Source organism: Aminithiophilus ramosus, from assembly GCF_018069705.1.
Taxonomy (GTDB): Bacteria; Synergistota; Synergistia; order Synergistales; family Aminithiophilaceae; genus Aminithiophilus; species Aminithiophilus ramosus.
On the sequence record NZ_CP072943.1, the window covers coordinates 2,724,918 to 2,747,151 of the forward strand.

Consider the following 22,234-nt stretch of genomic DNA (forward strand, 5'->3'; position numbering starts at 1 on the left):
TCGAGAGGGGACAACCGCTTGGGGCCTCCGACGGGAGGCCCCAAGGAGGGGACTGGCAGGGAACTGCGAAGGCGAGTCCACAGGCAAAAGGGATGCCCCGACCCGACAGGGAAACGGCAGAAGGGCCGGGACGTCGCCTTGGACCGGCACCGACGGGACGATTGAGGCGGACCTCAAAGCGGGGTGCGACGGAACGTGCCCTGACCCGTCCGCGGGGCCGGGCCGCAAGCGGCGGGAGGCGTTCAGGTACCGGGAGGCATCGAGCCCGACGGACCGTCGAGGTCCTTCAGGAGCCTTCCACGGAGGGAGCCTCTCCTCGGATGAAGCGGATATCGCCGTAGAGGGTGTAGCGGCTCTTGCCCGTCTCCTTGACGAGACGGGGAATGGCCTCCTTGAGGCGGAAGAATCCCTTTCCGTCGAGCCAGCGGACCAGATCGATCCGCTCCTCGCGGGAGAGGAAGCGCAGCGGCTTCCCGCGAAGGCGACGGGCCTCGGCCAGCAGATCGCCGAGCCGGTCGCCGCGAAGACCGACGAAACGCTCGATCTCGCCTCCCGCGGAGACAGGGGGCGTCAGCGTCGTGAGGAACTCGGCCATATCGCGGATGACGACGGCCCGCGTCGTATCGTAGTTGAGACAGAGGAGGCCGACGAGACAGCCCCTCTCGTCGCGGACGAGAGCCACCGAGGAGCGCAGGGTCCGGCCGTCGTCGGCCTCGGAGGCGTAGTTGGCCAGATAGTCCAGCTCGCCGCGTCGTTCCCGTTCCATGAGCTTAAGACCGAAATCGGTGATGGGCGTCTCCATGTCGCGGCCCGTCACGTCGCCGTGCTCCATGGCCACGGTGACGGGTTCTTCCCCCGAGACGTCGTGGAGGACGATCTCATAATCCCTCCCCAGAGTGGCCCCCAACATCTTGACGACGGGCAGGAGGGGGAGGAGAAGGGGGTGGCAGGGCCGGCCCGACAGCTCGGTCATCCCCTCAGAGGGAGATCCGGCTGCCGACGCCTGCGGCCTCGGCCTTGGCGACGATCTCGTAGGCCGTGACGACGTCGAGCGTCGCGAAGCCCACCGTCTTCATGACGGTGATCTCCTCGTCGTTCCGGCGCCCGTCGATCTCGCCGAGAAGGAGCTGGCCCAGTTCGCCGGCGATGATCTCCTCGCCGAAGCGCCCCTCCCTGATGGGCGTCATGAGATCGCCCGCCTCGGCCAGGACGGCCTCGCGGTTGTCGACGTAGACCCGGCCGGCCCGCTCCAGAACTTCGGGAGGAAGCTCCTCCATGGCCGGGGTGTAGGCGCCGATGCCGTTGATGTGAGCGCCGGGTTTCACCCGCCCGCCGTCGAAGACGGGCCTGGCCGACGTCGTCACGGCCGTGATGACGTCGGCTCCGTCGACGGCCTCGTCGGAGGACCGGGCGGCGACGAGGCGGGTTCCGAAACGCCCGGCCAGAGAGGCATTGGCCTCGACGAAGGCCCGCACCCGCTCCGAAGCGACGTCGAAGACCCGGACCTCCTTCAGATTCCGGACCGTCAGAATCGCCTCGAGCTGCGCCGGAGCCTGACCGCCGGTGCCGAAAAGGGCCCCGACGGAGCTCTCGGGACGGGAGAGAAGCTCCGTCGCCGCCCCCGCGATGGCCGCCGTCCGCATCTGCGTCAGCGTCGTCCCCTCGATGAGGGCGGCGACCTCCCCCGTCTCGCCGTCGAGGAGGATCACCGTGGCGGGAACGACGGGAATCCCCCTGGCCCCGTTGCCGGGGAAGACGGAGACGATCTTGATCCCCGCCCTCTCGATCCCTCCGGCGTAGGCGGGCATGAAAAGGTACTGCCCCCTCCCCTCGGCGGCGTCGAAGTTGATTCTCAGAGGAACGCGGCACTTCCCCTGAGAATGGAGAATGAAGGCTCTCTTGTCGGCCTCGATGGCGTCCCTCATGGAAAAGACGGACAGGATCTCGCTGCGGGACAGAATCAGCATGGATCTTCCTCCTTTCGTGACTCCACGGCGGCCCGAAGAACCGCCACAGCCATTTTCGGGTAAATACACACTTTTGTCAATAATCAACAATAGGTGATTTTCCCCGAAAAAGAGAGGGCCGCCGAAGAAGAAGCGACCCTCGAAGAACCCCGGCATCTCCCGTCCGAGGACGAAGTCAGTCCGCGCCGCGGCGGAAGAGGAACGAAAGGAGAGGACGGAGGCGCCGCCGCAGCGTCTCGGCGTAGAGCGGATCGGGCCACTGCTTCTTCATGGCCGTCCGGGAAAAGGCGCCGCAGACCATGCAGCCCCAGAAGGCCCTGGCGGAACCGAAGCGGAGGCCGGCCAGCAGGAAGATAAAGCAGAGGCCGGCGAAGAGGTTCCGGTAGAAGGTGGGGCGGCGCCGCTCCTCGCTCACGCCGCTACCAGGGCGTCCCCAGGATGACGTGGGGCAGGAAGAGGACGACCTTGGGGATGTAGGCCGTGACGAGAAGGACCGGGAGCCAGCAGAGCAGCATGAACCAGAGGGCCGGCTTCATGATCTCGTTGATGGGGGCGTTGTTCAGCCGCCCTCCCAGATAGAGGACGGGCGCCGCCGGAGGCGTGATGCAGCCCAGCCCCGTGTTGACGCCGACGATGGCGGCGTAGTGGATGGGGTTGAAGCCCAGCTCGAGGATGATGGGCATCAGGATCGGCGTCGTCAGGACGACGACGCTGATGTCGTCCATGAGCATGCCCATGATGACGAGGAAGACGTTGATCATGAAGAGGATGACCCAACGGTTCTCCGAGACCGATTTGAGAAGGACGAACATCCGTCCCGGAAGGTCCTCCAGGAGGTAGAGACGGCTCAGCATGGCGACGGAGAAGAGCATGGCCATGATGACGCCCGTCGTGACGGCCGATTCGGCGACGACCTCCAGAAGGTCTTTGACCTTGAGCCCCTTGTAGACGAACATCCCGACGGGAATGGAGTAGAGGACGGCAACGGCCGAGGCCTCCGTCGTCGTCATGACGCCGCCGTAGATGCCGCCGAGGACGATGACGGGCAGCATCAAGGCCGGGATGGCCAGACGCCCCCGCTCCTTGAAGAGGCGCCACTTCTCCTCGCGGGTCCGGTTGTGGGCCACCAGGACCTGTTCGTTGTTGCGCAGGAGCCACATGTTGACGACGCAGATGAGGATCGTCGTCACGATGCCGGGGCCGACGGTGGAGAGGAAGCAGGCCAGGACGGGCTGGCCGCTGATCCAGGCGAAGATGATCAGCGTGGCGTTGGGCGGGATGAGGAGGCCCAGAAGGGAGGCGTTGGACATGAGGGCCGCCGAGTGCCCCCGGGGATAGCCCCCCTCGCGGAGACGGGGGAACATGATGGAGCCGATGCAGGAGAGGGTGGCGCAGGCCGCGCCCGAGATGGAGCCGAAGACGGCGCAGGAGATGGTTCCCACGACGCCGAGGCCGCCGCGGAGATGGCCGACGAAGACGTCGACGAAGTCGATGAGCTTCTCGCCGATGCGGCCCCTCTCCATGATGCCTCCGGCCATGATGAAGAGGGCGATGGCGATGAGGGAGACGGAGTTCATCTGCGTGAAGGCGTAGGGAAGGAGCTGACTGGCCGTATAGCCCGCCCCGTCGGGACCGCCGAAGAAGATGAGCCAGCCCGCCGAGGCCATGAAGCTCACGGGGACGGGAACGCCGACGACGAGACAGAAGAGAAGGATGAGGATGGCGATGTAAATCATGGTTTCCCTCCGAGGAAAAGGACCTTCGCGCTGACGAAAAGCTCGACGGCGAAGTAGTAGAGCATGAAGATGAAGCCCAGGAAGATGCCCAGGTAGGACGTCCAGAGGGGGATGCGCCAGATCGTCGTCATGGGGATGGCGACGCGCGTCCCCAGGGGGCCCATGAAGCCGAACATGAAGAAGTCGTAGCCGTACCAGACGTAGAGGGCCGTGACGGAGACGGTGATGAGGCACTTGAGGAAGACGAGGAACCGCTTAAGGAACCCCTCGGGCACGTAGGCGTTGACCAGGTCGGCCGAGACGTGCGTCCCGTTGTAGGCGCCTATGGCGGCGCCGGAGAAATAAAGCCAGAAGGCGATGAGCTTGACCCACTCCTCGTAACCGTAGAGGTCTCCGTGAAGAACGTAACGGACGAAGGTCGCCGCGCTGATCAGGACGGTCAGAGCGAAGGCGGAGACCACTGCGATGGAAGAGAAGGAACCGATGACGACCTTGTCGAAAAGATTCTTCTTCGGTCCTCCCATTCCACTGCCTGATTCACAAATCGTATTCTCGGACACGAAATTTCCCCCTCCCCGTGGCATTATCAAATCTGTGTTCATTGTACAACGTGATATCCCCGTTGGCGATAGGCCATAGAGAGAAAAAGAGCGACGAAAAGCGTCCCGGAAGGCTTGCGGTCTTCCGGGACGCCGGAACGCCTTTTACGTCTACTTGCCGGGAGCCATGTTGACGCGGAACTCGTCCATCAGTTCCTTGGTCATGTTCTTCTCGAGCTGGCCCCAGGTGGTGGCGCAGGCCTCGGCCAGGGGGAGAAGCTCCTCCTCGGAGTAGGTGTGGACTTCGATGCCGTAGTCGCGCATCATCTGCATGAACTTCTCGTCTTCGGCCTTGGCCTGGACGATGCTCTTGGCGGCGGCGTGGCTGACGGCGGTCTGGACGATCTGGCGATCTCCCTCGCTGAGCTTCTCCCAGATCTTGCCGCTGAACATGTAGTTGATGACTTCAAGGGAGTAGTTGGTCATGTACCAGTGCTTGAGCACGTCGCGGAGCATGGTGTAGGCGGCGGCGGTGGAGTAGCCGTTGACGCCCTCGCAGACGCCGGTCTGCATGGCCTGGTAGACGTCGGAGTAGGGGATCGTCACGGTCCGGTAGCCCATGGCCTCGGCGCCGAGCTTGTAGACGTCCATGTTGGCGACGCGGACGAGGACGCCCTTGTTGACGGAGGGGTCAAGAGGCTCGGCGGCGGGCTTGGTCGTGCCCGTTCCGATCATGCCCTCGACGAAGAAGCCCAGGAGCTTGACGCCGAGGCGGTTGTTGAGCTCGTCCATCTTGCCGAAGAGCCAGGCGTCGGGGGCGAAGACCTTCTTGACATCCTCGTAGCCCTTGACGTAACCATTGACGTAGAGCAGCTCCAGGCGAGGATCGAACTGGGAGGGAACGGAGGTGCAGGACATGTCGATGGTGCCGCGGATGAGCTCCTCGTAGACGAGAGTGTAGTCGCCGAGCTGATTCATGGGGTAGACCTTGATCTCGATGCGGCCGTCGGACTTCTCGGCCACTTCGGCGGCGATCTCCTCCATGAGAAGCGTGGCGGGGTGATCGGCGGGATTCTGACCGGCGAACTTGAGGGTGATCTCGGCCGCAAAGGCCGAGCCGGCCACGAGGACGAGGGAAAGAGCGAGCAATCCGGCGACGAAGGACGACTTCCTGAACAGAGCCAACGACATCCACTCCTTACGAAATTTTACGAAATTGTGTGCTCGTTACAACCACCACTCCCGGCCCGCCGTCACCGGCGAACCATAACTGCCTTTCGACGCCCTAACACCCTCCCTTCTCACCGTTATCGCGATGGCTGAGGGCGACTGCCTCCCCCCCCCGGAAGGGAGCCGAGCGGGGTCGTTACTGAAGCGTGATATTTCATCCATCTTCATATGCATCCTAGATAATTCAGTCCTTTCTGTCAACCCTTTACGTTCGGCAAAGAGAGACAGGGTGGGAAAAAAAACTACGAACCACGAAACGTCCCTTGAAGGGCCCCCCATCTCTTGAAAGGGGGAGCATAGGCCTCCTCATCGCGGCGTCTTTTCGCTTCCGTGCCTCATCTTTTTCTCTTGTTTTTATTCTTTTCAATTTAAAGACGGCTTCCCTTGACACCTCTCGGCTCTAAGTCTATAGTTTTGATGTATCACATACTCTCGGCTGTTCCAGTGTTGCGAAAAAGGAGACTTCCTGATGTATCAAGAAAGCCTGTCCCTGTCCACCGTCAAGTCTCTGAGGCAGCAGGTCTACGACTTCCTCCGCGAGGAGATGAACTCCGGTCGCATCCTGCCCGGCTCCTTCCTGAACCTGAATGAGATGAGCCATCACCTCGGCATCAGCAAGACGCCCCTCCGCGACGCCCTCCTTCACCTCGAAGTCGAGGGCTTCGTGACCATCTTTCCCCGGAGGGGGATCATGGTCAATCTCCTGTCCCTGGAGAAGATCCGCAACATCTACGAGATCATCGGCGCCCTCGAGGCCCAGGTCGTCGCCGCCCTTTCCGGCCGCTTCGGCGAGGCCGACGTCGACGACATGGACGCCCTCAACGAGGGCATGCGCCGGGCCCTGGACGAGGACGACTTCAATCTCTACTACGAGAAGAACCTGGCCTTCCACGACACCTACCTGAACAAAACGGAGAACGAGGACCTTCTCAAGACCGTCCAAACCCTGAAGGAGCGCCTCTACGACTTCCCCCGCAAGAAGGGCTTCGTCAAGGAGTGGGAGGTCCGCTCGACGGGCGAACATGCCGACATCATCGCCCGCCTCCGTCGGGGCGATTTCGCCTCCGCCTCGGACTATATCCGCGACGTCCACTGGTCCTTCCAGGTCCAGGAGCGCTACATCCGCCGCTACTACTTCCTCCAGAACGGCGAGGGGGAAAGAGGAGAGGACCTCCGATGACGAAGGGACTCGTCTTCGACTTCAAGCGCTACTCCATCCACGACGGTCCGGGACTGAGGACGACGGTCTTCCTCAAGGGGTGCCCCCTCTCCTGCTGGTGGTGCCACAACCCCGAGAGCCAGTCCTCTCTGGCCGAGATCATGGTCCGCCCCGAGCGCTGCATCGGCTGCGGCGAATGCGTCAAGGCCTGCCCGAAGGGAGCCCTCGCCTTCGGGGCCTACGGCATCCTGACCGACATGGCCCTCTGCAACCGCTGCGGAACCTGCACCGACGTCTGCCCCACCGAGGCGCGGCGCCTCGTGGGGCGGGAGATGTCCGTCGCCGAGGTCATGGACGAGGTCGAACGGGACCGTCTCTTCTACGACCGTTCCGGCGGCGGCATGACCGTCTCGGGAGGCGAGCCCCTCATGCAGCCCCGGTTCCTCCTCGATCTGCTGCGCGAGGCCGGCCGCGTCGAGATCCACCGCGCCGTGGACACGACGGGCTTCGCCCAGACCTCGCTTCTCCTCGACGTCGCCGCGGAGACGGACCTCTTCCTCTACGATCTCAAGCACATGGACCCCGAAAAGCACCGCCTCTACACGGGCGTCTCCAACGAGCTGATCCTCCACAACCTGAGGACTCTGGCCGAGTCGGGAGCGGCCCTCAACGTCCGCATGCCCGTCATTCCCGGCGTCAACGACGACGCGGCCAACATCGAGGCCTCGGGGGCCTTTCTGGCCGCCCTCCCCGGCGCCCCTTCCGTCAACGTCCTCCCCTACCACAAGTCGGGGCTGGAGAAGTTCCGCCGCCTGGGCCTGGAGTACCGCCTGGCCGAGACGGAAGAGCCCTCGCCGGAGGCGATGGCCTCCGTCCGCGACAGGCTGCTGAGCTTCGGCCTCTCCGTCAGGGTCGGCGGCTAGGCGAACCGGCCCCTGCTCCCCTCGGAGGGACTGGGCGCACGAAGGCCAGGGGCTCCCCGACGGGGAGCCCCTGGCCTTCGTGCGCCCTCAAAAGCCTCAGTTTCCGGTCGGGGGGTCGTAGCAGACGGCGTCGCCCTCCTTGAGGGAGGAGGCGCCGGTGACGACGACGAGCTCGCCCTCGGAGAGGCCCTCGCGGATCTCGACGAGCCCCGAGGCCTCGATGCCCGTCTCGACGGGCCGGACGGCGATTCGGCCGTCGTCGACGACGAAGACGGAGCCGGAACGGAGGGCCTCGACGGGGAGGACCAGGGCATCGTCGACCTCCTCCTCGACGAGAAAGACGGTGGAGAACATGCCCGGCTTGAGGCGGCCTCCGCCGTTGTCGACGGCCACCTCGACCTGGACGGTCCGCGTCGACGTGTCGACGTAGGGGCGGATGCGGAGGATCTCTCCCGCGACGCCGGAGAAGGAGTCTCCCGCAAGAAGGGCCTTCATCCCCTCTTTCAGACGGCCGCCGCGGGTCTCCGGGACCTGGAGGACGGCCTTCAGGACGGCGATCTTCCCGATCTTGACGACGGCCGTCGACGTGGAGATCATCGTTCCCTCCGTCAGGGAATAGTCGTCGAGGACCGTCCCGTCGATGGAGGCCGTCAGGATGTACTCCGACCGCTGGACCTCCTGCGTCTTCAGGTTGGCCCTCTGCTGCCCCACCGAGGCCTGGGTCTTTCGGTAGGCGGCCTGGGCCGACTGGTAGGTCGTCTCGCGGGAGTCCAGCTCCTGCTGCGTGGCGAATCCCTCGGCCAGGAGCTTGCGGTAGCGATCCCTCTCCCTGAGGGCATCGTCGAGGGTGACTTTGGCCTGGGCCGATTCGGCCTCGGCGACGGCGATCTGGGCCTTGAGGGCGGCGACCTGGGCGTCCTGATCGCGGTGGTCGAGGACGGCGACGACGTCGCCTCGGGCGACCCGATCTCCCTGACGGGCCCGAAGCTCGACGAGGCGTCCCGTCACCTTGGAAAGAAGGGTCACCTCTTCGAGGGCCTCCAGCGTGCTGGCGGACTGGAAGCCCTGGGAGAGCCTCTCGGCACGGCGGGCGACGGTGACGGTCACCTTGGCGGCGGCCGCCTCCGTCGCCGGAGGGCTCTCTTCCGCCACGGCCCGACGATTGCCGCGAACGATCATGAAGCCCCCCGACGCGAGGCCGAGACAGAGCAGAGCGGCGAGGAGCCTGAGTCCCCACCCTTTGGCCTTTCCGGACATCCGGTCTTCCCCCTTCATCAGTCGAGGACCTTCTCGCGAAGCGTCCCTTCGGCCCTCCAGAGACGGGCACGGTAGACACGATAGTTCTTGAGCGCCTCGGCCAGTTTCTGCCGTGCCTCGGTGAGGCTCGTCCTGGCATCGAGGACATCGAGCTGGACGTTGACCCCCTCCCGGTACCCCACGTCGGCCAGGCGGAGGCTCTCTTCGGCGATGCCGAGATTCCGGCGGGCCACGTCGACGAGGGCTGCGGCATTCTCCAGATTGAGATAGGCCTGGGCGATCTCGGCCCGAATGGACTCCTCCCGGGACGTGACGTCGTTTTCGATCTGCCTGAGCCGGGCCTGGGCCTCCTCGACCTTGCCCTTCGTGAGGCCTCCGTCGAAGAGAGGAACCTCGACGTTGAGCGTGGCCGTCCACTCGTCGTCATCGGCGCCGCCGCGGGAGGAGTCATCCTTGGCGCCGTAGGAGGCATTCAGTTTCACCGTGGGACGGAGACCGCCTCGGGTGATCTCGATCTCCTCCTTTTGGATGGCCAGATCGGTTCGCAGGCCGACCAGATCGGGGCGAAGGGTCAGGGCCCGCTCCACCGAGGCCTCCCTGTCTCCGAAGAAGGATGCCCTTTCGAGGGAGTCGGCGACGTGCCGCTCCCCGCTCGGCTCGAGACGGAGGCGCGTGAGGAGGTCGATGGAGAAGGACTCCATTTCGAGGTCGCCGACGATGTCCCGCTCCGCGTCCGGCTCCAGACGCAGGAGGGTGAAAAGATCGATGCGGGCCGCGTCGAGGGCGTTCGTCGCCTGGAGGAGGTCCGATCGGCTCGTGGCGGCCTGCTGTTCGGCCCTGTTGACGTCGAGATTCGTCGAAAGGCCCACTTCGCGCCGTTTCGTCAGCTCGGCCAGGAATCCCTCGGCGTAGGTCAGGGCCTCCCGGGCCGTCTCCAGATCGGCCCGGGCGAGGAGGACGGAGCAGAAGGCCTCGTAGACCTTGAGGGCCACGGCCTCTTCGCTGTCCGAGGCCGTCAGCGTCGCCCTCTCGAGATTGGCCAGGGCCTGACGTTCACCGGCCCGCACGACGCCGCCGGCGTAGATCCACTGGGAGAGGGTCAGGGCCCCGACCGTCTCCTCGTCGGGACGGGATGACGTGGCGTGCTGGCGGCTGTGACTCCCCGTGAGGCTCACCGTCGGGACCAGCCCCGACCGGGCCGCCCGGTAGAGCCCCTCGGCCCGGGCCCTCTCCTCCCGGGCCGAGAGAACCTCCAGGTTGCTCTCCAGGGCCAGGGAGAGGGCCTCCTCCAGAGAGAGGGGCTGACCGGCCCCGGCAGGGGGAACAGCCGAGACAAGAAGGACGGCGAGAAGAGCGGACAAAAATCGGTGGCGGCTCATTGTTTCCCTCCCTGTTTTTCCGTCTCGAAAGCAAGGACACGTCGAGAAGAACGTCGGGAAAGACGGGCCCTGGCGAAGCGGGCCAGAAGGACCACCCTGTCCCGGATATCGTCGAGGATGAGATAGACGACGGGGATGACGTAGAGAGTGAGGAAGGTCGACGTGAGCAGCCCGCCGACGACGGCCGTCGAAAGGGGCTGACGGAACTCGCTTCCCTCGCTCAGCCCCAGTGCGACGGGCAGGGAACCGACGACCGTCGACAGGGCCGTCATCAGAATGGGACGGAGCCGCATAGGACCGGCGGCGAGAACGGCCGTGACTTTGTCCTCCCCCGCCTCCCGCCGCTGGTTGATGAAATCGACGAGGAGGATGGCGTTGTTCACGACGATGCCGACGAGAAGGATGATCCCCATGAAGCTCATCAGGTCCAGGTTCATCCCCGTCAGGTAGAGAATCCCGAAGGCGCCCGGCGTGAGCAGGGGCAGGGAGAACATGACCGTGAAGGGATGAAGGAAGGACTCGAACTGGACGGCCATGACCATGTAGACGAGGACGATGGCCGTCGCCAGGGCGATGAAGAGGTAGTGGAAGTTCTCCTTCATGTGCTTGGCCCGCCCCGTGGGGAGAATGGCCACGCTGCCGTCGTCGGGCAGGTGTTTGCCGGCCGCGGCCAGGACCAGCTCCATCCCCTGCCCCATGGGGATATCGGTGGCGTTGGCCTCGATGGTCAGGGAGCGCCGTCGGTCGTAGCGTTTGACGACGTTGACGGAAAGGTCGGGCCGGACGTCGACGAGACCCGGAACGCGGACGAGCTGGCCCTGGCCGCTGCGGACGGCGATGTTTTCGATGTCCGACGGCGACGAGCGGAGGGCTCCCTCGGCCATGAGGCGGATGTCGTAGCGGTAGCCGCCCTCCTTGAAGACGCCCGACTTGACGCCGCCGAAATAGGCCTGGATCTCCTGGGAGAGATCGCGGACGCTGATATCGAGATCATCCGTTCTTTCCCTGTTGATTTCGATATTGAGACGGGGCTTGTCGAGGCGGACGTCGGTGTCGATGTCCGTCAGGCGCCCGTCGGCCTTCAGCTCGCCCAGGATGGGGTCGGCGATGGCGACGAGAGAGGCCGTGTCGTCGCCGACGAGAGTCAGGGCCAGGTCGGCGCCGCCCCAGGTGGCCAGGGTGAGCTTGGCGTCGCGGAAAATGGAGAGATCGCGGCGCATCTGGCGCATGATGTCGTTGACGTGAAGGCGCTCCGACCGGGGGATGAGCTTGACGACGAGGTCCCCCTTGTTGATTTCGCCTCCCATTCCCGAACCGACGGTGGCGTAGGTGTAGCGCACGTCGTCGCGGGCCCGGACCATGCCGTCCATCTCGCCGAGGAAGCGCTCCATCTCCGCCATGGACGTCCCGGCGGGAAGCTCGAAGGAGATGGTGAAGTCGCCTCTGTCCTCGCTGGGGAAGAAGCCCGTTCCCACGTTGGCGACGAGGACGAGGCCGGCCGCGAAGAGGGCCACGGCGGCTCCGAAGGAGAGCCCTCGATGGGCCACGGCTCCACGGAGGGTACGTCGGTATCCGTCCTCGAGGGCCTCGAGAAAGGCCTCGACGGATCGGGCGATCCGGCCCGGATGGTCGCGGCGGAGGACGCGCGAACAGAGATAGGGCGTCAGCGTCAGCGAGAGGAGCAGAGAGAGGGCGATGGTGGCGACGACGGTGATGCCGAAGTTGTAGAAGAAGCGGCCGATGATGCCGCCCATGAAGGCGACGGGGGCGAAGACGGCGATCGTCGTCGCCGCGCCGGCCAGAACGGAGAAGGCCACCTCCGACGTCCCCTGAGAGGCGGCCAGACGGGGCGCCATCCCCTCCTCGAGATGTCGGTGGACGTTTTCCAGGACGACCGTCGTCGAGTCGACGACGAGGCCCACGGCCAGGGAAATGCCCATCATGGTCAGGTTGTTGACGGTGATCCCCCGGCTTTTGAGTAAGATGAAGCTCCCCAGGAGACAGACGGGAATGGCCACGACGGTGACGAAGGTGGCCCGGAAGGTGCGCAGGAAAAAGAGCATGATGAGGGAACAGAGGGCGACGGCGAAGACGACGTCCCCCTGGGCCCCCTTCATGGAGGCGCGGACGAAATCGGCCTGGTTGTCGACGACCTCCAGCGTGATGCCCGGCGGGGCGTCGCGGCGGAGCTGTTCCAGCTTCTCCATGACGCCCTGGGCCATGGAGACCTCGTTGGCGCCGCGCTGCTTCCGCACGCCCAGGAGGATGACCTCGTCGCCGTTGTAGGTGGCCAGGGTGCGGCGCTCCTCGAAGCCGTCCTCGACGCGGGCCACATCCTCGAGACGGACGATGGCGCCGTTGACGCTGACCAGGGGGAGGCGCTGAAGCTCCTCGACGGTGACGTACTCGCCCTGGAGGCGGAGCTCGTATTCGTTGAGGGCCGTCTCGACGCGGCCCGCCGGCAGCTCGACGTGCTTTTCCGATATGGCGTCCTTGATGTCGCTCACCGTCAGATCCCGCGCCTCGAGGCGGGCCGGGTCGAGCCAGATGCGGATCTCCCTCTCCCTCAGCCCCGGCATGTCGACGTCGCCGACGCCGTTGACGCTCTGGAAGCGGGGCGAGACGACCTTGTCGGCGAAGTGGACCTTCTCCCGATAGGAGGCCGAACCCGTTACGGCGACGGTGACGATGGCCTCGTCGCCGATGGTGAACTTCTGGACCACGGGGGAATCGGCGTCGTCGGGAAGGTCGGCCACGGCCAGGTTCACCTTGTCGCGGACGTCGGCGGCGGCGGCATCGACGTCGCGGTTCAGGTCGAACTCGAGGATGGTCAGGGCCTTCCCCTCGTAGCTGTTGGACCGCATGGCCTCGATGCCCGAGATGGTGCTCAGCTTCTCCTCGATGACATCGGTGACGTCGTTGTCCATGACCTCGGGGCTGGCGCCGCTCATCGTCGTCGAGACGACGACGACGGGCAGATCGACGTCGGGAATGCGCTGGACCCCCATGCTCCCCAGGGCCATGAGGCCGAAGAGGACGAGGGCGGCCGTCGCGATGAGGACCGTGACGGGACGTCTCAGGGAGACATCGGTGATTTTCATGGATTCAGGGCCTCCCTGGGGCAGAGCCCCTCCAGGATGAGATCTCTCACGGCGGCGGCGAAATCGTCGCCGGGGACATCGAGCATGTCAAGAGAAAACTGTCGGGCCAGGCCGACGGCGACGGCGTTGATGGCCGCCTCGGTCAGGGCGGGGTCGACGGAGCGAAAAAACCCCTCCTCGACGCCCCGGACGAGGACGCGACGGATGAAGACCCGCACATCCCACAGGGGGTGGCGGCGGGGGTCGAAATCCTCCCGGCGCAGCTCCTCGTCTTCGTGGTAGGCCTGGATCGTGGCGGCGATGACGCGGCGGTTCCGGTAAAGCCCCTCGAAAAGCCCCTCCAGGACGTCGCCGAGAATCCGGCGGGGATCGCCCGCCTCGGGATCGATGGAGCGGATGAAACGGCGCAGCTCCTCGGTGTTGCGCTCCACGACGAAGCAGAGAATCTCCCTCTTGTCGCGGAAGTAGTTGTAGACCGTCCCCTTGGAGACGCCCGCCTCCTGGGCCAGGCGCTCCATCGTCGTCCCTCTCCACCCTTCCTCCTCGAGAAGGCGCTTGGCCGCCGCAAAGAGCGACTCCCGCATCATCGACTCGAGCACGGCCTTCTTTTTCTCGGAAAGGCGCGCCATGATCTCCCCCCTCTCTGACTCTAAAATGACCGCGGTTCTTTACGATGACCGCCGGTCACGACAGGTCAGTCTACGTTTCTCCGCCCCGCTTGTCAACGCCTTTCCACCGATCCGAATCCGCAGGTTCTTCAAGACAAGCTCCTCGGATCCACCGATTCAAGGCCCGTTCCACTCCCCTCGCCGGTGCAGGTTCGAGGCAGCCGCCTCCGTTTTCCAGGCGCCTCCTGGCCGGCCCCGATGGACTTCCTCCCATCCTGTTCGTGCCCGTGGATAGGGGCCGACCCGCATTCACGGGCGCGACGGGTAAAAACGCCGCCGGGCATGCCGATCCGGAAAGCTCTCGAAGCGCCCGCCGACGTCGGTTCGGGGCATGTCCCTCGCCGCCGGCCTGACGGGACCTCGGCCGCTTGTGCCCGAAGACGGGCAGGAGCGAGGCCGGGGCCTGTGCCGCCGGTCTCGCTCCCCTTTTTGCGATCTGTCGGGAGTAACGTCATCGGGGACGCCGGGAAGGGGCATTTTCCGACGGGTCAGCCCAGCAGATAGCCCTTGCCGCGGAGGACCGCGGCGACGCGCTCCAGGCTTTCCCCGTCGGGCGCCTCGACGCGATGGAGGTGGACGCCGTCGGAAAGGGCCGAAAGGAGTTCGGCCCTCCCCCCCTCGACGCGGGAGACGAAGCGGAGGACATCTTCGCGGGAGCGGAGGTCGAGGGAGCCGGTGAGAGAGCCGTAGAGAGGATGCTCCACCTGGACGTCGACGACATGACCTCCGGCCTCGACGATGGACAGGAGCTCGTCGAGGAGCTCCCCCCGGCCGTGGCGCACGGCGAAGACGGCCGAGAAGACGGCTCCCCCCTCCAGGCGGTAGCCCCAGGGCGTCGATCGGACGGCCCGACCCGACCGGCGCAGGGCCTCCACGTCCTGGACGACGGCCTGGCGGCTCACGCCCAGCTCCTCGGCCAGGAGAGCGCCGTTCAAGGGTTCTTCCGCCGCCTCCAGGCGCTCCAGGATGCGGCGGCAGCGATCTTCCCGGCTCATCTTCTCCCGCGCCACGACAGGCCCCCCTCTTCTTGGAATCTCTTCCGCCATTGTAGCCTCATGATCCCGCAAGGTGGAGAGGCATCGCGCCGGTCCGTCGAAGGACCTGCGCGCAAGGAGGAAACGGATCGATCCTCTTCACAGGCAGCCTTCGTTCCGGGGCCTAGGGCTGAGTCTTCCCCTTCAGGTCCTTCCGTATCGCCTCGAGGTAGGCCTGGCTCTCGTCGGAAAGCTCGACGCCCCGGAGGGCCTTCTCCGCGACGGCGGGAGGCGACGCTTCGCCCTCGGCCAGAGGAGCCCAGCCCCCGCCCAAGGCCTTGAAGAGGCGGATGACGTTGGCGAGCATCTCGCCCTCGCTGACGGCGTGCTGCTCCTCGAGGTCGAGGAGGGCGCTCTGGGCGCTGATGACGTTGTTGAAATCGGTCAGCCCGTGGCCGTACCGATCCTCGGCGACCTGTCTGGCCGTCTGCGCCGCGTCGACGGCGCGGCGCAGGTAGAGGTTGCGATGGCGCTCCTGAGTCTCGGCCGTCAGGGCGTCGCGGACGTCGGCGACGGCCGCGAGAACCGTCTGTTCGTAGGCGGCCAGGGCCTGTTCCTCCTTGGCCGTCTGGACGCGGATGTTGTCCCTGATGGCGCTGCCGTGGAAGATGGGCCACGAGAGCTGGGGGCCGAAGGAGAAGCCGAAGCCGTCCGAGGCCGAGAGTCCCCGGGCCGAGGAGAGGGATTCGAGGCCGATGGAGCCCAGGAGGTTGAGCTTGGGCCAGAAATCGGTCTGGGCCGCCTTCTTGCGGGCCACCTGGGCGACGAGACGACGCTCGGCCTCGTAGATATCGGGGCGCTGGCGAAGAGCGTTGGCCGGAATGCCCACAAGGAGAGACAGGTCCGGCTTGGGCAGAGGCCGGAACTCGCCGAGACGCTCCTCCAGGCTGCCCGGCACCTGGCCGACGAGGACGGCCAGGCGGTTCATGGCCTCCTCGATGGACGTCTTCAGGGGCGGAATGGCCGACCGCGTCCCCTCCATGGTGTAGCGGGCCTGACTGAGGGCCAGCTCATCGGAGAGGCCCGAATCGTACTGGGACTGGAGGAGTTCCACCGTGGCCCTCTGGAGGGCCAGGTTGTTCTCGGCCACGACGAGCCTCTTCTGCAGCGTCCGGAGGGAGACGTAGTTGAGGGCCACCTCCGAGGCGAGACTCACCCAGGCCCCGTGGAGGGCCCCGTACTCGGCCTGCAGGTCGGCCGCACCGGCCTTGATCTTCTGCGTCTGGCCGCCGGAGATGTCCAGCTCCCAGGAGGCATCGATCGCCAGGCTATAGGAATCGCGGGGCCCCACCTGTTTCTGGTCCGCCGTGGCGTCCTCTCCCGTCCGGGATCGGGTGATGGCCGTGCCTCCGTCGAGCCAGGGGAGGAGGGCCGACTTGCTGATACCCAGAGTCGCCCTGGCCTCGGCGAATTTGGACCGGGCCGAGACGATGTCGCGGTTGCCCTCGAGAGAGGCCAGAACCAGCTCCGTCAGCGTCTCGTCTCCCAGGACGTCCCACCAGTGGGCGAGAATTTCGGGCGAAGGCGCCTCCGGGTTTTCGGAAGGGCCTCGGTAGGGCATGGGATAGCGCCGGGCCAGGGCCGTCCACTCCCCCTTTTCCAGCTCCACGTCACCCGAAAGGGGTTTCGAGTCGGCCCAGGCCCCCGAAAAGAGGCCGAAAAGCAGGACCAGCATCGCGGCGATTATCCCTTTCTTCATGCTCTATTCCTCGCTTTCCGGCGTTGCTTTCGTCTTCGAGAGGACCCGCCCGACGGCGGCCTTGAAGGCCTCGCGGAAGGTCTGGAGGAAGACGTAGAGTCCGGGGATCAGGAAGATGCCTAAAACGGTGGCGAGGGTCATGCCGAAGAACATCGTCGTCCCCACGTGGAGGCGGCTTCCCGCTCCGGCACCGCTGGCGAAGAGCATGGGCAGGATGCCGATGACGCAGGTGAAGGCCGTCATCATGACGGAGCGGAAGCGCTCCGAGGCAGCCACGCCGGCGGCCTCGATGATGGGAAGACCCTTTTCGTCGTGCTGCTCCTTGGCGAACTCGACGATGAGAATGGCGTTCTTCGCCGCGAGCCCCACGAGAAGGAGGATGCCCAGCTGGGCATAGATGCTCAGGGAGATCTTCATGACCGAGATGCCGACGAGCGCCCCCAGGAGGGCGACGGGGAGAGAGAGGATGACGCCCAGGGGAACGGACCAGCTCTCGTACTGGGCCACCAGGAAGAGGTAGCCGAAGAGGACGGCGATGGCCATGATGACGCCCGTCTGGCCGCCGGCCTCACGCTCCTGATAGGTCATGCCCGACCACTCCAGGACATAGCCCTCGGGAAGAGCGGAGGCGAGCTCCTCCATGGCGGCGATGCCCTGGCCCGTCGAGTAGCCCGGGGCCATGAAGGCCGAGACGGCCGCGCTGGGAAAGAGATTGTAGCGGCTGACGACGCGAGGCGCCAGGATTTTCCGGAAGGACATGAAACTCTGGAGCGGCACATGAGCGCCCGTGGTGCTGTTGGCGTAGATGCCGCCGACCCGGTCGATCTGGTCGCGGTAGGGCCAGTCGGACTGGAGGATGACCTTGTTCACCGTCGTGCCGATGTTGATGTCGTTGACGTAGGCCGTCCCGAAATAGGTCTGGAGCGTGTCGAAGACGTTATCGACGGGAACGCCCATCATCTCTGCCTTCTCCCGATCGATGTCGAGATAGAGGTGAGGCGTATCGGCCGCGTAGGTGCTGAAGGCGTAGAGGAACTGGGGCGACTGGTTCACCTTGCCTAAGAATTCGCCGAGGACCTGGGCCAGTTTCTGGGGGTCGCTGTCCAGCCGCGACTGAAGCCTCACGTCGAGTCCGCCCGACACGCCCAACCCCGAAATGGCCGGGGGCGTGAAGATGTTGATCTGCGCCTCGGGGACCGAGGCGGCGATGGCCCGGAACTGGCCGACGATGCTGTCCTGGCTTTTGTCGGGCGTGTTCCGATCGGACCAGGTCTCGAGGCTCATGATGATGGAGGAGACGTTCTCTCCCGAGCCGCCCATCAGGCTGTATCCGACGATGCTCATGGCGAACTTGACGCCGGGGATGGCCCTGAGCCTCGGGAGGACCTTGTCCATGACGGCCTGGGTTCTCCCCTGCGAGGCGCCCTCGGGCAGCTGGACGACGGCGAAGACCGCCCCCTGATCCTCGTCGGGGACGAAGGCCGTCGGCGTCGCTTTCATGATGAGAAGGGAGCCGCCCACGACCAGACCGAAAAAGGCCACGGTGACGACGGCCCTTCTGGCGATCCAGAGGGAACCGGCCACGTAGCCGCTGGAGGCCTTGGCCACGAGTCGGTTGAACCAGGCCAGGGGCCCCCTCCGCTTGGGTTTCACGTCGTGGAGCATGTGGGCGCACATGGCCGGACTGAGGGTGAGGGCCACGACGAGGGAGAAGACGACGGAGAAGGAGACGGTCACGGCGAACTGGCGGTAGATCTCGCCCGTGATGCCCCCCATGAAGGCCACGGGGACGAAGATGGCCAGGAAGACGAGCGTCGTCGCCGTCATGGGCCCCGTCACGTCCTTCATGGCCTGAACGGTGGCATCGACGGAGTTTACCCTGTCCCTCTCCATGACGTAGAGCACCCGTTCGACGACGATGATGGCGTCGTCGACGACGGTGCCGATGACGAGGACGAAGGCGAAGAGGGTCAGGATGTTGATGCTGAAGCCCAGGACGCTGAGGCCGATGAAGGTGGCCAGAAGCGAGATGGGAATGGCCATGACGGGCACGAGGGTGACGCGCCAGTCCTGGAGGAAGACGTAGCAGACGAGGACGACGAGGGAGAAGGTCAGGACGAGAGTGAAGAGGATCTCGTGGATCGTCTCCCTGACGTAGTCCGTCGAGTCGTAGCCGATGAGGAACTCCGTGTCGGAGGGCAGGCTCTTCGACAGCTCGTCCAGGGCCTTTTCCGTGGCCTTCATGGCGTCGAGGGCATTGGAGTCGGCCGCCTGGGACAGGGCCATCAGAGCAGAAGGACCTTGGTTCACGGCGGCGTGGAAGATGTAGTTCTCCGACCCCAGCTCGATGCGGGAGATATCCTTCAGTTTGACGAGGGCGCCGTCGGCCGTCGTCCTGACGACGATATTCTCGAACTGGCGGACGCTCCCCAGCCGTCCCGTCGTCGTCAGCGTGTAGACCAGAGGCGTCTTCTCGTTGCCCGGAGCGGCTCCGATGGAGCCCAGCGAGGCCTGGCGGTTCTGGCTCGAAATGGCGCCGGCCACGTCGGACGTGCTCAGGCCCAGAGAGGCCATGCGCTCCGGATCGAGCCAGACGCGGATGCTGTACTTGGCCCCCAGGACCGTGACGTCGCCCAGGCCGGGAACGCGCTTCAGGGCGTTGCTGACGTTGTTGTAGGTGTAGTCCGTCAGGAAGAGGGCGTCGCGGGTCCCGTTGGGCGAGATGAGGGCCACGAAGCCGAGAATGTCGGAAAAGCTCGTCTCCGTCGTGATCCCCCGCGACGTCACCTCGCCGGGCAGGAGAGGCGTCGCCTGCTGGACGCGGTTCTGGACCTTGACGAGGGCCATGTCGGGATCCGTCCCCGTCTTGAAGGTGATCGACAGGGAGTACTCCCCCGTGTTGCTCGACGTCGAACTCATGTAGATCATGTCGTCGACGCCGTTGATGGCCTCCTCGAGGGGAACGCCGACCGTGTTGGCCAGCGTCTCGGCGTCGGCGCCGGGGTAGCTGGCCGAAACCTCGACCTGGGGAGGCGCCACGTCGGGGTACTGTTTCACGGGAAGATTGACGGCCGCTATCGATCCCGCCAGGGCGAGAACGACGGCGATGACCATGGCGAAACGGGGACGGTCGATGAAGAACTTGGAAAACATGAGTTAGTTGCTCCCTCCGGCGACGTCCTTAGCCTGCCTGTCGGGCGAGGCGGTCTCCAGCGTCTCGAGATCGAAATCGGACTCCTGGGCCAGCTCGGCCGGCGTCTTCCCGCCCTTCCCGTTCGTCGCCTCGACGGGAGCCACCTTCCCCTCGGGAACGACGGACTGGAGACCGAGGAGGACGATCCTCTCTCCGGGCTCGAGCCCCGATAGGACGACACTCACCTTGCCGACGACGTCGCCGAGCGAGACAGGGCGGCGATGGGCGACGGAGGCCTCGTCGACGACGTAGACAAAATCGCCCTCGCCGTCGGCCATGATCGCCTCCTGCGGCACGACGGCGACGACACGGGACCGGGCCGGCCTGGCCTCGACGCGGACCATCGATCCGGGAACGAGCGTCCCGTCGCCGTTGGGAAAGCGCAGGCTCACCGTAAGGGTCCCCGTCTCCTCGTCCATGACGTTGCTCTCGAAATCGCGCAGCCCCTTCTCGGGGTAGAGCCCCCCGTCGGGCAGGCGGATGGCGGCGTCATAGACGGCCTCCGACGAGCGGAAGGCGGCGAGCTGGGCCAGATAGTCCCTGTCGGGAAGGGAGAAGGTGACCCGTATGGGGTCCATCTGGACGATCGTCGTCAGAGGCCCGCTGGAGGGCGTCACGTAGTTGCCCTTGGTGAAAAAGGCCTTGCCGGCCTGACCCGAAATGGGGGCCGTGACCCGGGTGTAATCCAGATCGATCTGGGCCAGCTGGAGGGTCGCCCGGGCCTGCTCCACCTCCGCCTTCCGCTGGAGGACGTCGCTTTCCGACTGCTCGATGTCCGAGGCGGAGACGCTGCGCGAATCGGCTGCCTTGAGGCGACGGTCGTACTTGACGGCCCTGTCGTAGTTGGCCTCGGCCTTGGCCAGCTCGGCCTTGCGGAGGGCCACCGTCGTCTTGTACTGCCGGGCGTCGATCGTGAAGAGGAGCTGGCCGGCCTTGACCATCGACCCCTCCTTGAAATGGACCTGCTCGATCTCTCCGCTGACCTGGGGCCTCAGCGAGACGGTCTGGATCGGCTCGACGCGGCCCACATACTCGCGCCCCACGGCCAGATCGGCCCGTTCGACCCTGTGGAGGACGACGACGGGCGCCTGAGGCGCCCTGGGGGCCGTAGCCTGAGGCTCCTGCCCGCCGGACTCGCCGAAAAGATAGGACCTCCCGAAGTACGCTCCCGCCGCCAGGAGAAGGAGGACGAGAAGGATTTTCACCGTCCCACTCCCCGATCGGCCGTTGATTTCCTGTTTTTCCCGCTCTGAAAACGACATCGTGCGGTGCACCTGCCCCTCTTGGTGTGTGTTGGAAACGTTTGTTATAGCCTGTGTGGCGCCTCTTGTCCTGACCGTTATTGCGGCCTTTCTCCCTCGGACGGCGCCACTTCCCCATCGGCAAGGCCGGGAGCCCCTTCCCGGCGGGCGCAGAGACCGTCCAGGAGGAACTCCGTCGCGGCCGGAGAGAAAGCCCCCTCGGAGACGACAAGCCCTCTCTGGGAGAGATGACGGGCCAGGCCGATGATGGCGGAGTAGATCACGGCCTCGGCCAGAACGGGATCGACGGGGCGGAAACGCCCCCGGGCCACGCCGAGGGAGATGACGGAGCGGACGAAGGCCCGGATGTCGCCCAGGGGAGAAAGCCGAAAATCGCAATCGCGCCCCGTGCCCTCCTCGTCGCGGCAGGCCAGAAAGAGGGCGGCGATAATCCGCCTGTTCCGGCAGAGCTGGGAAAAGCCCTCCCGCAGAACCTGGCGCAGCACCTCGGCGGGGTCGGCCTCGTCGTCGCAGGAGGTGACGATATGTCTCAGCCTGACGGTACAGCGTTCGGCCACGGCGACGAGCAGGGCCCGCTTGTCGCGGAAGTAGTTGTAGACCGTGCCCTTGGCCACACCGGCGTTCTGGGCGAGGCGCTCCATCGTCGCCCCCTCCCATCCCTCTTCCCGAAGAAGCTCTTCGGCGGCGCCGAGGAGGGATTCGCGCGTCAGCGCCTCTATTACGGCCTTCTTCCTCTCCGCCAAGCCCGCCATGACAGCCCCCTCTCACGGAAAATGACCGGCGTTCTTTGAGATGACCGTCGGTCACGGAAGGCAAGTTTAAACCTCGCCGCTCCCCTTGTCAACGGACTTCGGATCTCCCGGATCGGCGGTCTCCACAGGACAACTTCCGTCGGGCCCGCCGATGCGGGGACCTCTCGAAGCACCCCGTCGGTGGCGGCGCGGGACAGGTTCTTCAGCGCCACGGCCGCCCTGACGGAGCTTCTCCGCTTATCTGTCCGCGGATTCAGGACTCCAATCATAAAATCAAAAGGCAAAGAAGGCAAGATGTCAACAAGGACCTTCACCGCCCCGGTCTTTCCGGCACC

General features: G+C 65.4%; 17 protein-coding genes. 2 read left to right on the top strand and 15 right to left on the bottom strand.

Translation table 11 applies throughout. The features are described 5' to 3' along the window. Nucleotides 1–286 precede the first annotated feature (286 nt). The 6 genes from KAR29_RS12385 to dctP all read right to left on the bottom strand — a co-directional run bounded on the left by KAR29_RS12385 (nucleotide 287) and on the right by dctP (nucleotide 5,427). Nucleotides 287–973, bottom strand: a complete 687-nt coding sequence (locus KAR29_RS12385) for a helix-turn-helix transcriptional regulator (protein WP_274373297.1) — start codon at nucleotides 971–973, stop codon at nucleotides 287–289. Between the two features lie 4 nt (nucleotides 974–977). After that, nucleotides 978–1,967 (bottom strand): ornithine cyclodeaminase family protein, encoded by a 990-nt coding sequence (locus tag KAR29_RS12390; RefSeq protein ID WP_274373298.1) that lies wholly within the window; start codon nucleotides 1,965–1,967, stop codon nucleotides 978–980. 175 nt (nucleotides 1,968–2,142) lie between these two features. Continuing rightward, a complete protein-coding gene (locus tag KAR29_RS12395; RefSeq protein WP_274373299.1) occupies nucleotides 2,143–2,382 on the bottom strand; it encodes a hypothetical protein in 240 nt (79 codons plus the stop codon). A gap of 4 nt (nucleotides 2,383–2,386) precedes the next feature. Next, nucleotides 2,387–3,703, bottom strand: a complete 1,317-nt coding sequence (locus KAR29_RS12400; protein ID WP_274373300.1) for a TRAP transporter large permease — start codon at nucleotides 3,701–3,703, stop codon at nucleotides 2,387–2,389. Continuing rightward, nucleotides 3,700–4,227 carry a TRAP transporter small permease gene (locus tag KAR29_RS12405; RefSeq protein WP_274373301.1) on the bottom strand — a complete coding sequence of 176 codons (528 nt, stop codon included), beginning with the start codon at nucleotides 4,225–4,227 and terminating at the stop codon, nucleotides 3,700–3,702. Before KAR29_RS12405 ends, KAR29_RS12400 begins: the two co-directional genes overlap by 4 nt. A gap of 186 nt (nucleotides 4,228–4,413) precedes the next feature. Further along, nucleotides 4,414–5,427: a TRAP transporter substrate-binding protein DctP gene (gene dctP, locus KAR29_RS12410; RefSeq protein WP_274373302.1), complete on the bottom strand. Its 1,014-nt coding sequence runs from the start codon at nucleotides 5,425–5,427 to the stop codon at nucleotides 4,414–4,416. Nucleotides 5,428–5,941: 514 nt separating this feature from the next. On the opposite strand from dctP, the gene KAR29_RS12415 reads away from it, so the two are divergent. Together KAR29_RS12415 and KAR29_RS12420 are read left to right on the top strand one after the other, a co-directional pair. Continuing rightward, the gene (locus KAR29_RS12415; protein WP_274373303.1) at nucleotides 5,942–6,652 is read left to right on the top strand and encodes a GntR family transcriptional regulator; all 711 of its coding nucleotides are present in this window, start codon (nucleotides 5,942–5,944) and stop codon (nucleotides 6,650–6,652) included. Beyond that, nucleotides 6,649–7,554 (top strand): glycyl-radical enzyme activating protein, encoded by a 906-nt coding sequence (locus KAR29_RS12420; RefSeq protein ID WP_274373304.1) that lies wholly within the window; start codon nucleotides 6,649–6,651, stop codon nucleotides 7,552–7,554. Before KAR29_RS12415 ends, KAR29_RS12420 begins: the two co-directional genes overlap by 4 nt. Before the next feature lie 96 nt (nucleotides 7,555–7,650). Here the strand turns inward: KAR29_RS12420 and KAR29_RS12425 are convergent, their stop codons facing one another. From KAR29_RS12425 to KAR29_RS12465, 9 genes are all read right to left on the bottom strand, one after another. Then, the gene (locus tag KAR29_RS12425) at nucleotides 7,651–8,811 is read right to left on the bottom strand and encodes an efflux RND transporter periplasmic adaptor subunit (RefSeq protein ID WP_274373305.1); all 1,161 of its coding nucleotides are present in this window, start codon (nucleotides 8,809–8,811) and stop codon (nucleotides 7,651–7,653) included. A 17-nt stretch (nucleotides 8,812–8,828) separates the two neighbouring features. Further along, a complete protein-coding gene (locus tag KAR29_RS12430) occupies nucleotides 8,829–10,190 on the bottom strand; it encodes a TolC family protein (protein WP_274373306.1) in 1,362 nt (453 codons plus the stop codon). Then, complete coding sequence (locus tag KAR29_RS12435) at nucleotides 10,187–13,291, bottom strand: efflux RND transporter permease subunit (RefSeq protein WP_274373307.1); 3,105 nt, start codon at nucleotides 13,289–13,291, stop codon at nucleotides 10,187–10,189. The genes KAR29_RS12430 and KAR29_RS12435 overlap by 4 nt, the downstream gene beginning before the upstream one ends. Beyond that, nucleotides 13,288–13,920 (bottom strand): TetR/AcrR family transcriptional regulator, encoded by a 633-nt coding sequence (locus tag KAR29_RS12440; protein WP_274373308.1) that lies wholly within the window; start codon nucleotides 13,918–13,920, stop codon nucleotides 13,288–13,290. Before KAR29_RS12440 ends, KAR29_RS12435 begins: the two co-directional genes overlap by 4 nt. Nucleotides 13,921–14,447: 527 nt before the next feature. Beyond that, entirely contained in the window at nucleotides 14,448–14,969 is a 522-nt protein-coding gene (locus KAR29_RS12445) for a transcription repressor NadR (protein ID WP_274373309.1), read from the bottom strand. Between the two features lie 148 nt (nucleotides 14,970–15,117). Continuing rightward, nucleotides 15,118–16,692 carry an efflux transporter outer membrane subunit gene (locus KAR29_RS12450; protein ID WP_274373310.1) on the bottom strand — a complete coding sequence of 525 codons (1,575 nt, stop codon included), beginning with the start codon at nucleotides 16,690–16,692 and terminating at the stop codon, nucleotides 15,118–15,120. A gap of 3 nt (nucleotides 16,693–16,695) precedes the next feature. After that, on the bottom strand, nucleotides 16,696–19,845 hold the full coding sequence (locus KAR29_RS12455; protein ID WP_274373311.1) for an efflux RND transporter permease subunit: 3,150 nt from the start codon (nucleotides 19,843–19,845) through the stop codon (nucleotides 16,696–16,698). A 3-nt stretch (nucleotides 19,846–19,848) separates the two neighbouring features. Then, entirely contained in the window at nucleotides 19,849–21,090 is a 1,242-nt protein-coding gene (locus KAR29_RS12460; protein ID WP_274373312.1) for an efflux RND transporter periplasmic adaptor subunit, read from the bottom strand. Between the two features lie 134 nt (nucleotides 21,091–21,224). After that, complete coding sequence (locus KAR29_RS12465; protein ID WP_274373313.1) at nucleotides 21,225–21,899, bottom strand: TetR/AcrR family transcriptional regulator; 675 nt, start codon at nucleotides 21,897–21,899, stop codon at nucleotides 21,225–21,227. Between the last annotated feature and the right edge of the window lie 335 nt (nucleotides 21,900–22,234).

Excerpts from the sequence above, each read along its gene's own strand:
- KAR29_RS12405 (WP_274373301.1), bottom strand. The coding sequence starts at position 4,227 with ATGGGAGGACCGAAGAAGAATCTTTTCGACAAGGTCGTCATCGGTTCC.
- KAR29_RS12415 (WP_274373303.1), top strand. The coding sequence starts at position 5,942 with ATGTATCAAGAAAGCCTGTCCCTGTCCACCGTCAAGTCTCTGAGGCAG.
- KAR29_RS12430 (WP_274373306.1), bottom strand. The coding sequence starts at position 10,190 with ATGAGCCGCCACCGATTTTTGTCCGCTCTTCTCGCCGTCCTTCTTGTC.
- KAR29_RS12440 (WP_274373308.1), bottom strand. The coding sequence starts at position 13,920 with ATGGCGCGCCTTTCCGAGAAAAAGAAGGCCGTGCTCGAGTCGATGATG.
- KAR29_RS12435 (WP_274373307.1), bottom strand. The coding sequence starts at position 13,291 with ATGAAAATCACCGATGTCTCCCTGAGACGTCCCGTCACGGTCCTCATC.
- KAR29_RS12420 (WP_274373304.1), top strand. The coding sequence starts at position 6,649 with ATGACGAAGGGACTCGTCTTCGACTTCAAGCGCTACTCCATCCACGAC.
- KAR29_RS12465 (WP_274373313.1), bottom strand. The coding sequence starts at position 21,899 with ATGGCGGGCTTGGCGGAGAGGAAGAAGGCCGTAATAGAGGCGCTGACG.
- KAR29_RS12450 (WP_274373310.1), bottom strand. The coding sequence starts at position 16,692 with ATGAAGAAAGGGATAATCGCCGCGATGCTGGTCCTGCTTTTCGGCCTC.
- KAR29_RS12385 (WP_274373297.1), bottom strand. The coding sequence starts at position 973 with ATGACCGAGCTGTCGGGCCGGCCCTGCCACCCCCTTCTCCTCCCCCTC.
- KAR29_RS12400 (WP_274373300.1), bottom strand. The coding sequence starts at position 3,703 with ATGATTTACATCGCCATCCTCATCCTTCTCTTCTGTCTCGTCGTCGGC.
- KAR29_RS12425 (WP_274373305.1), bottom strand. The coding sequence starts at position 8,811 with ATGTCCGGAAAGGCCAAAGGGTGGGGACTCAGGCTCCTCGCCGCTCTG.
- KAR29_RS12455 (WP_274373311.1), bottom strand. The coding sequence starts at position 19,845 with ATGTTTTCCAAGTTCTTCATCGACCGTCCCCGTTTCGCCATGGTCATC.
- KAR29_RS12390 (WP_274373298.1), bottom strand. The coding sequence starts at position 1,967 with ATGCTGATTCTGTCCCGCAGCGAGATCCTGTCCGTCTTTTCCATGAGG.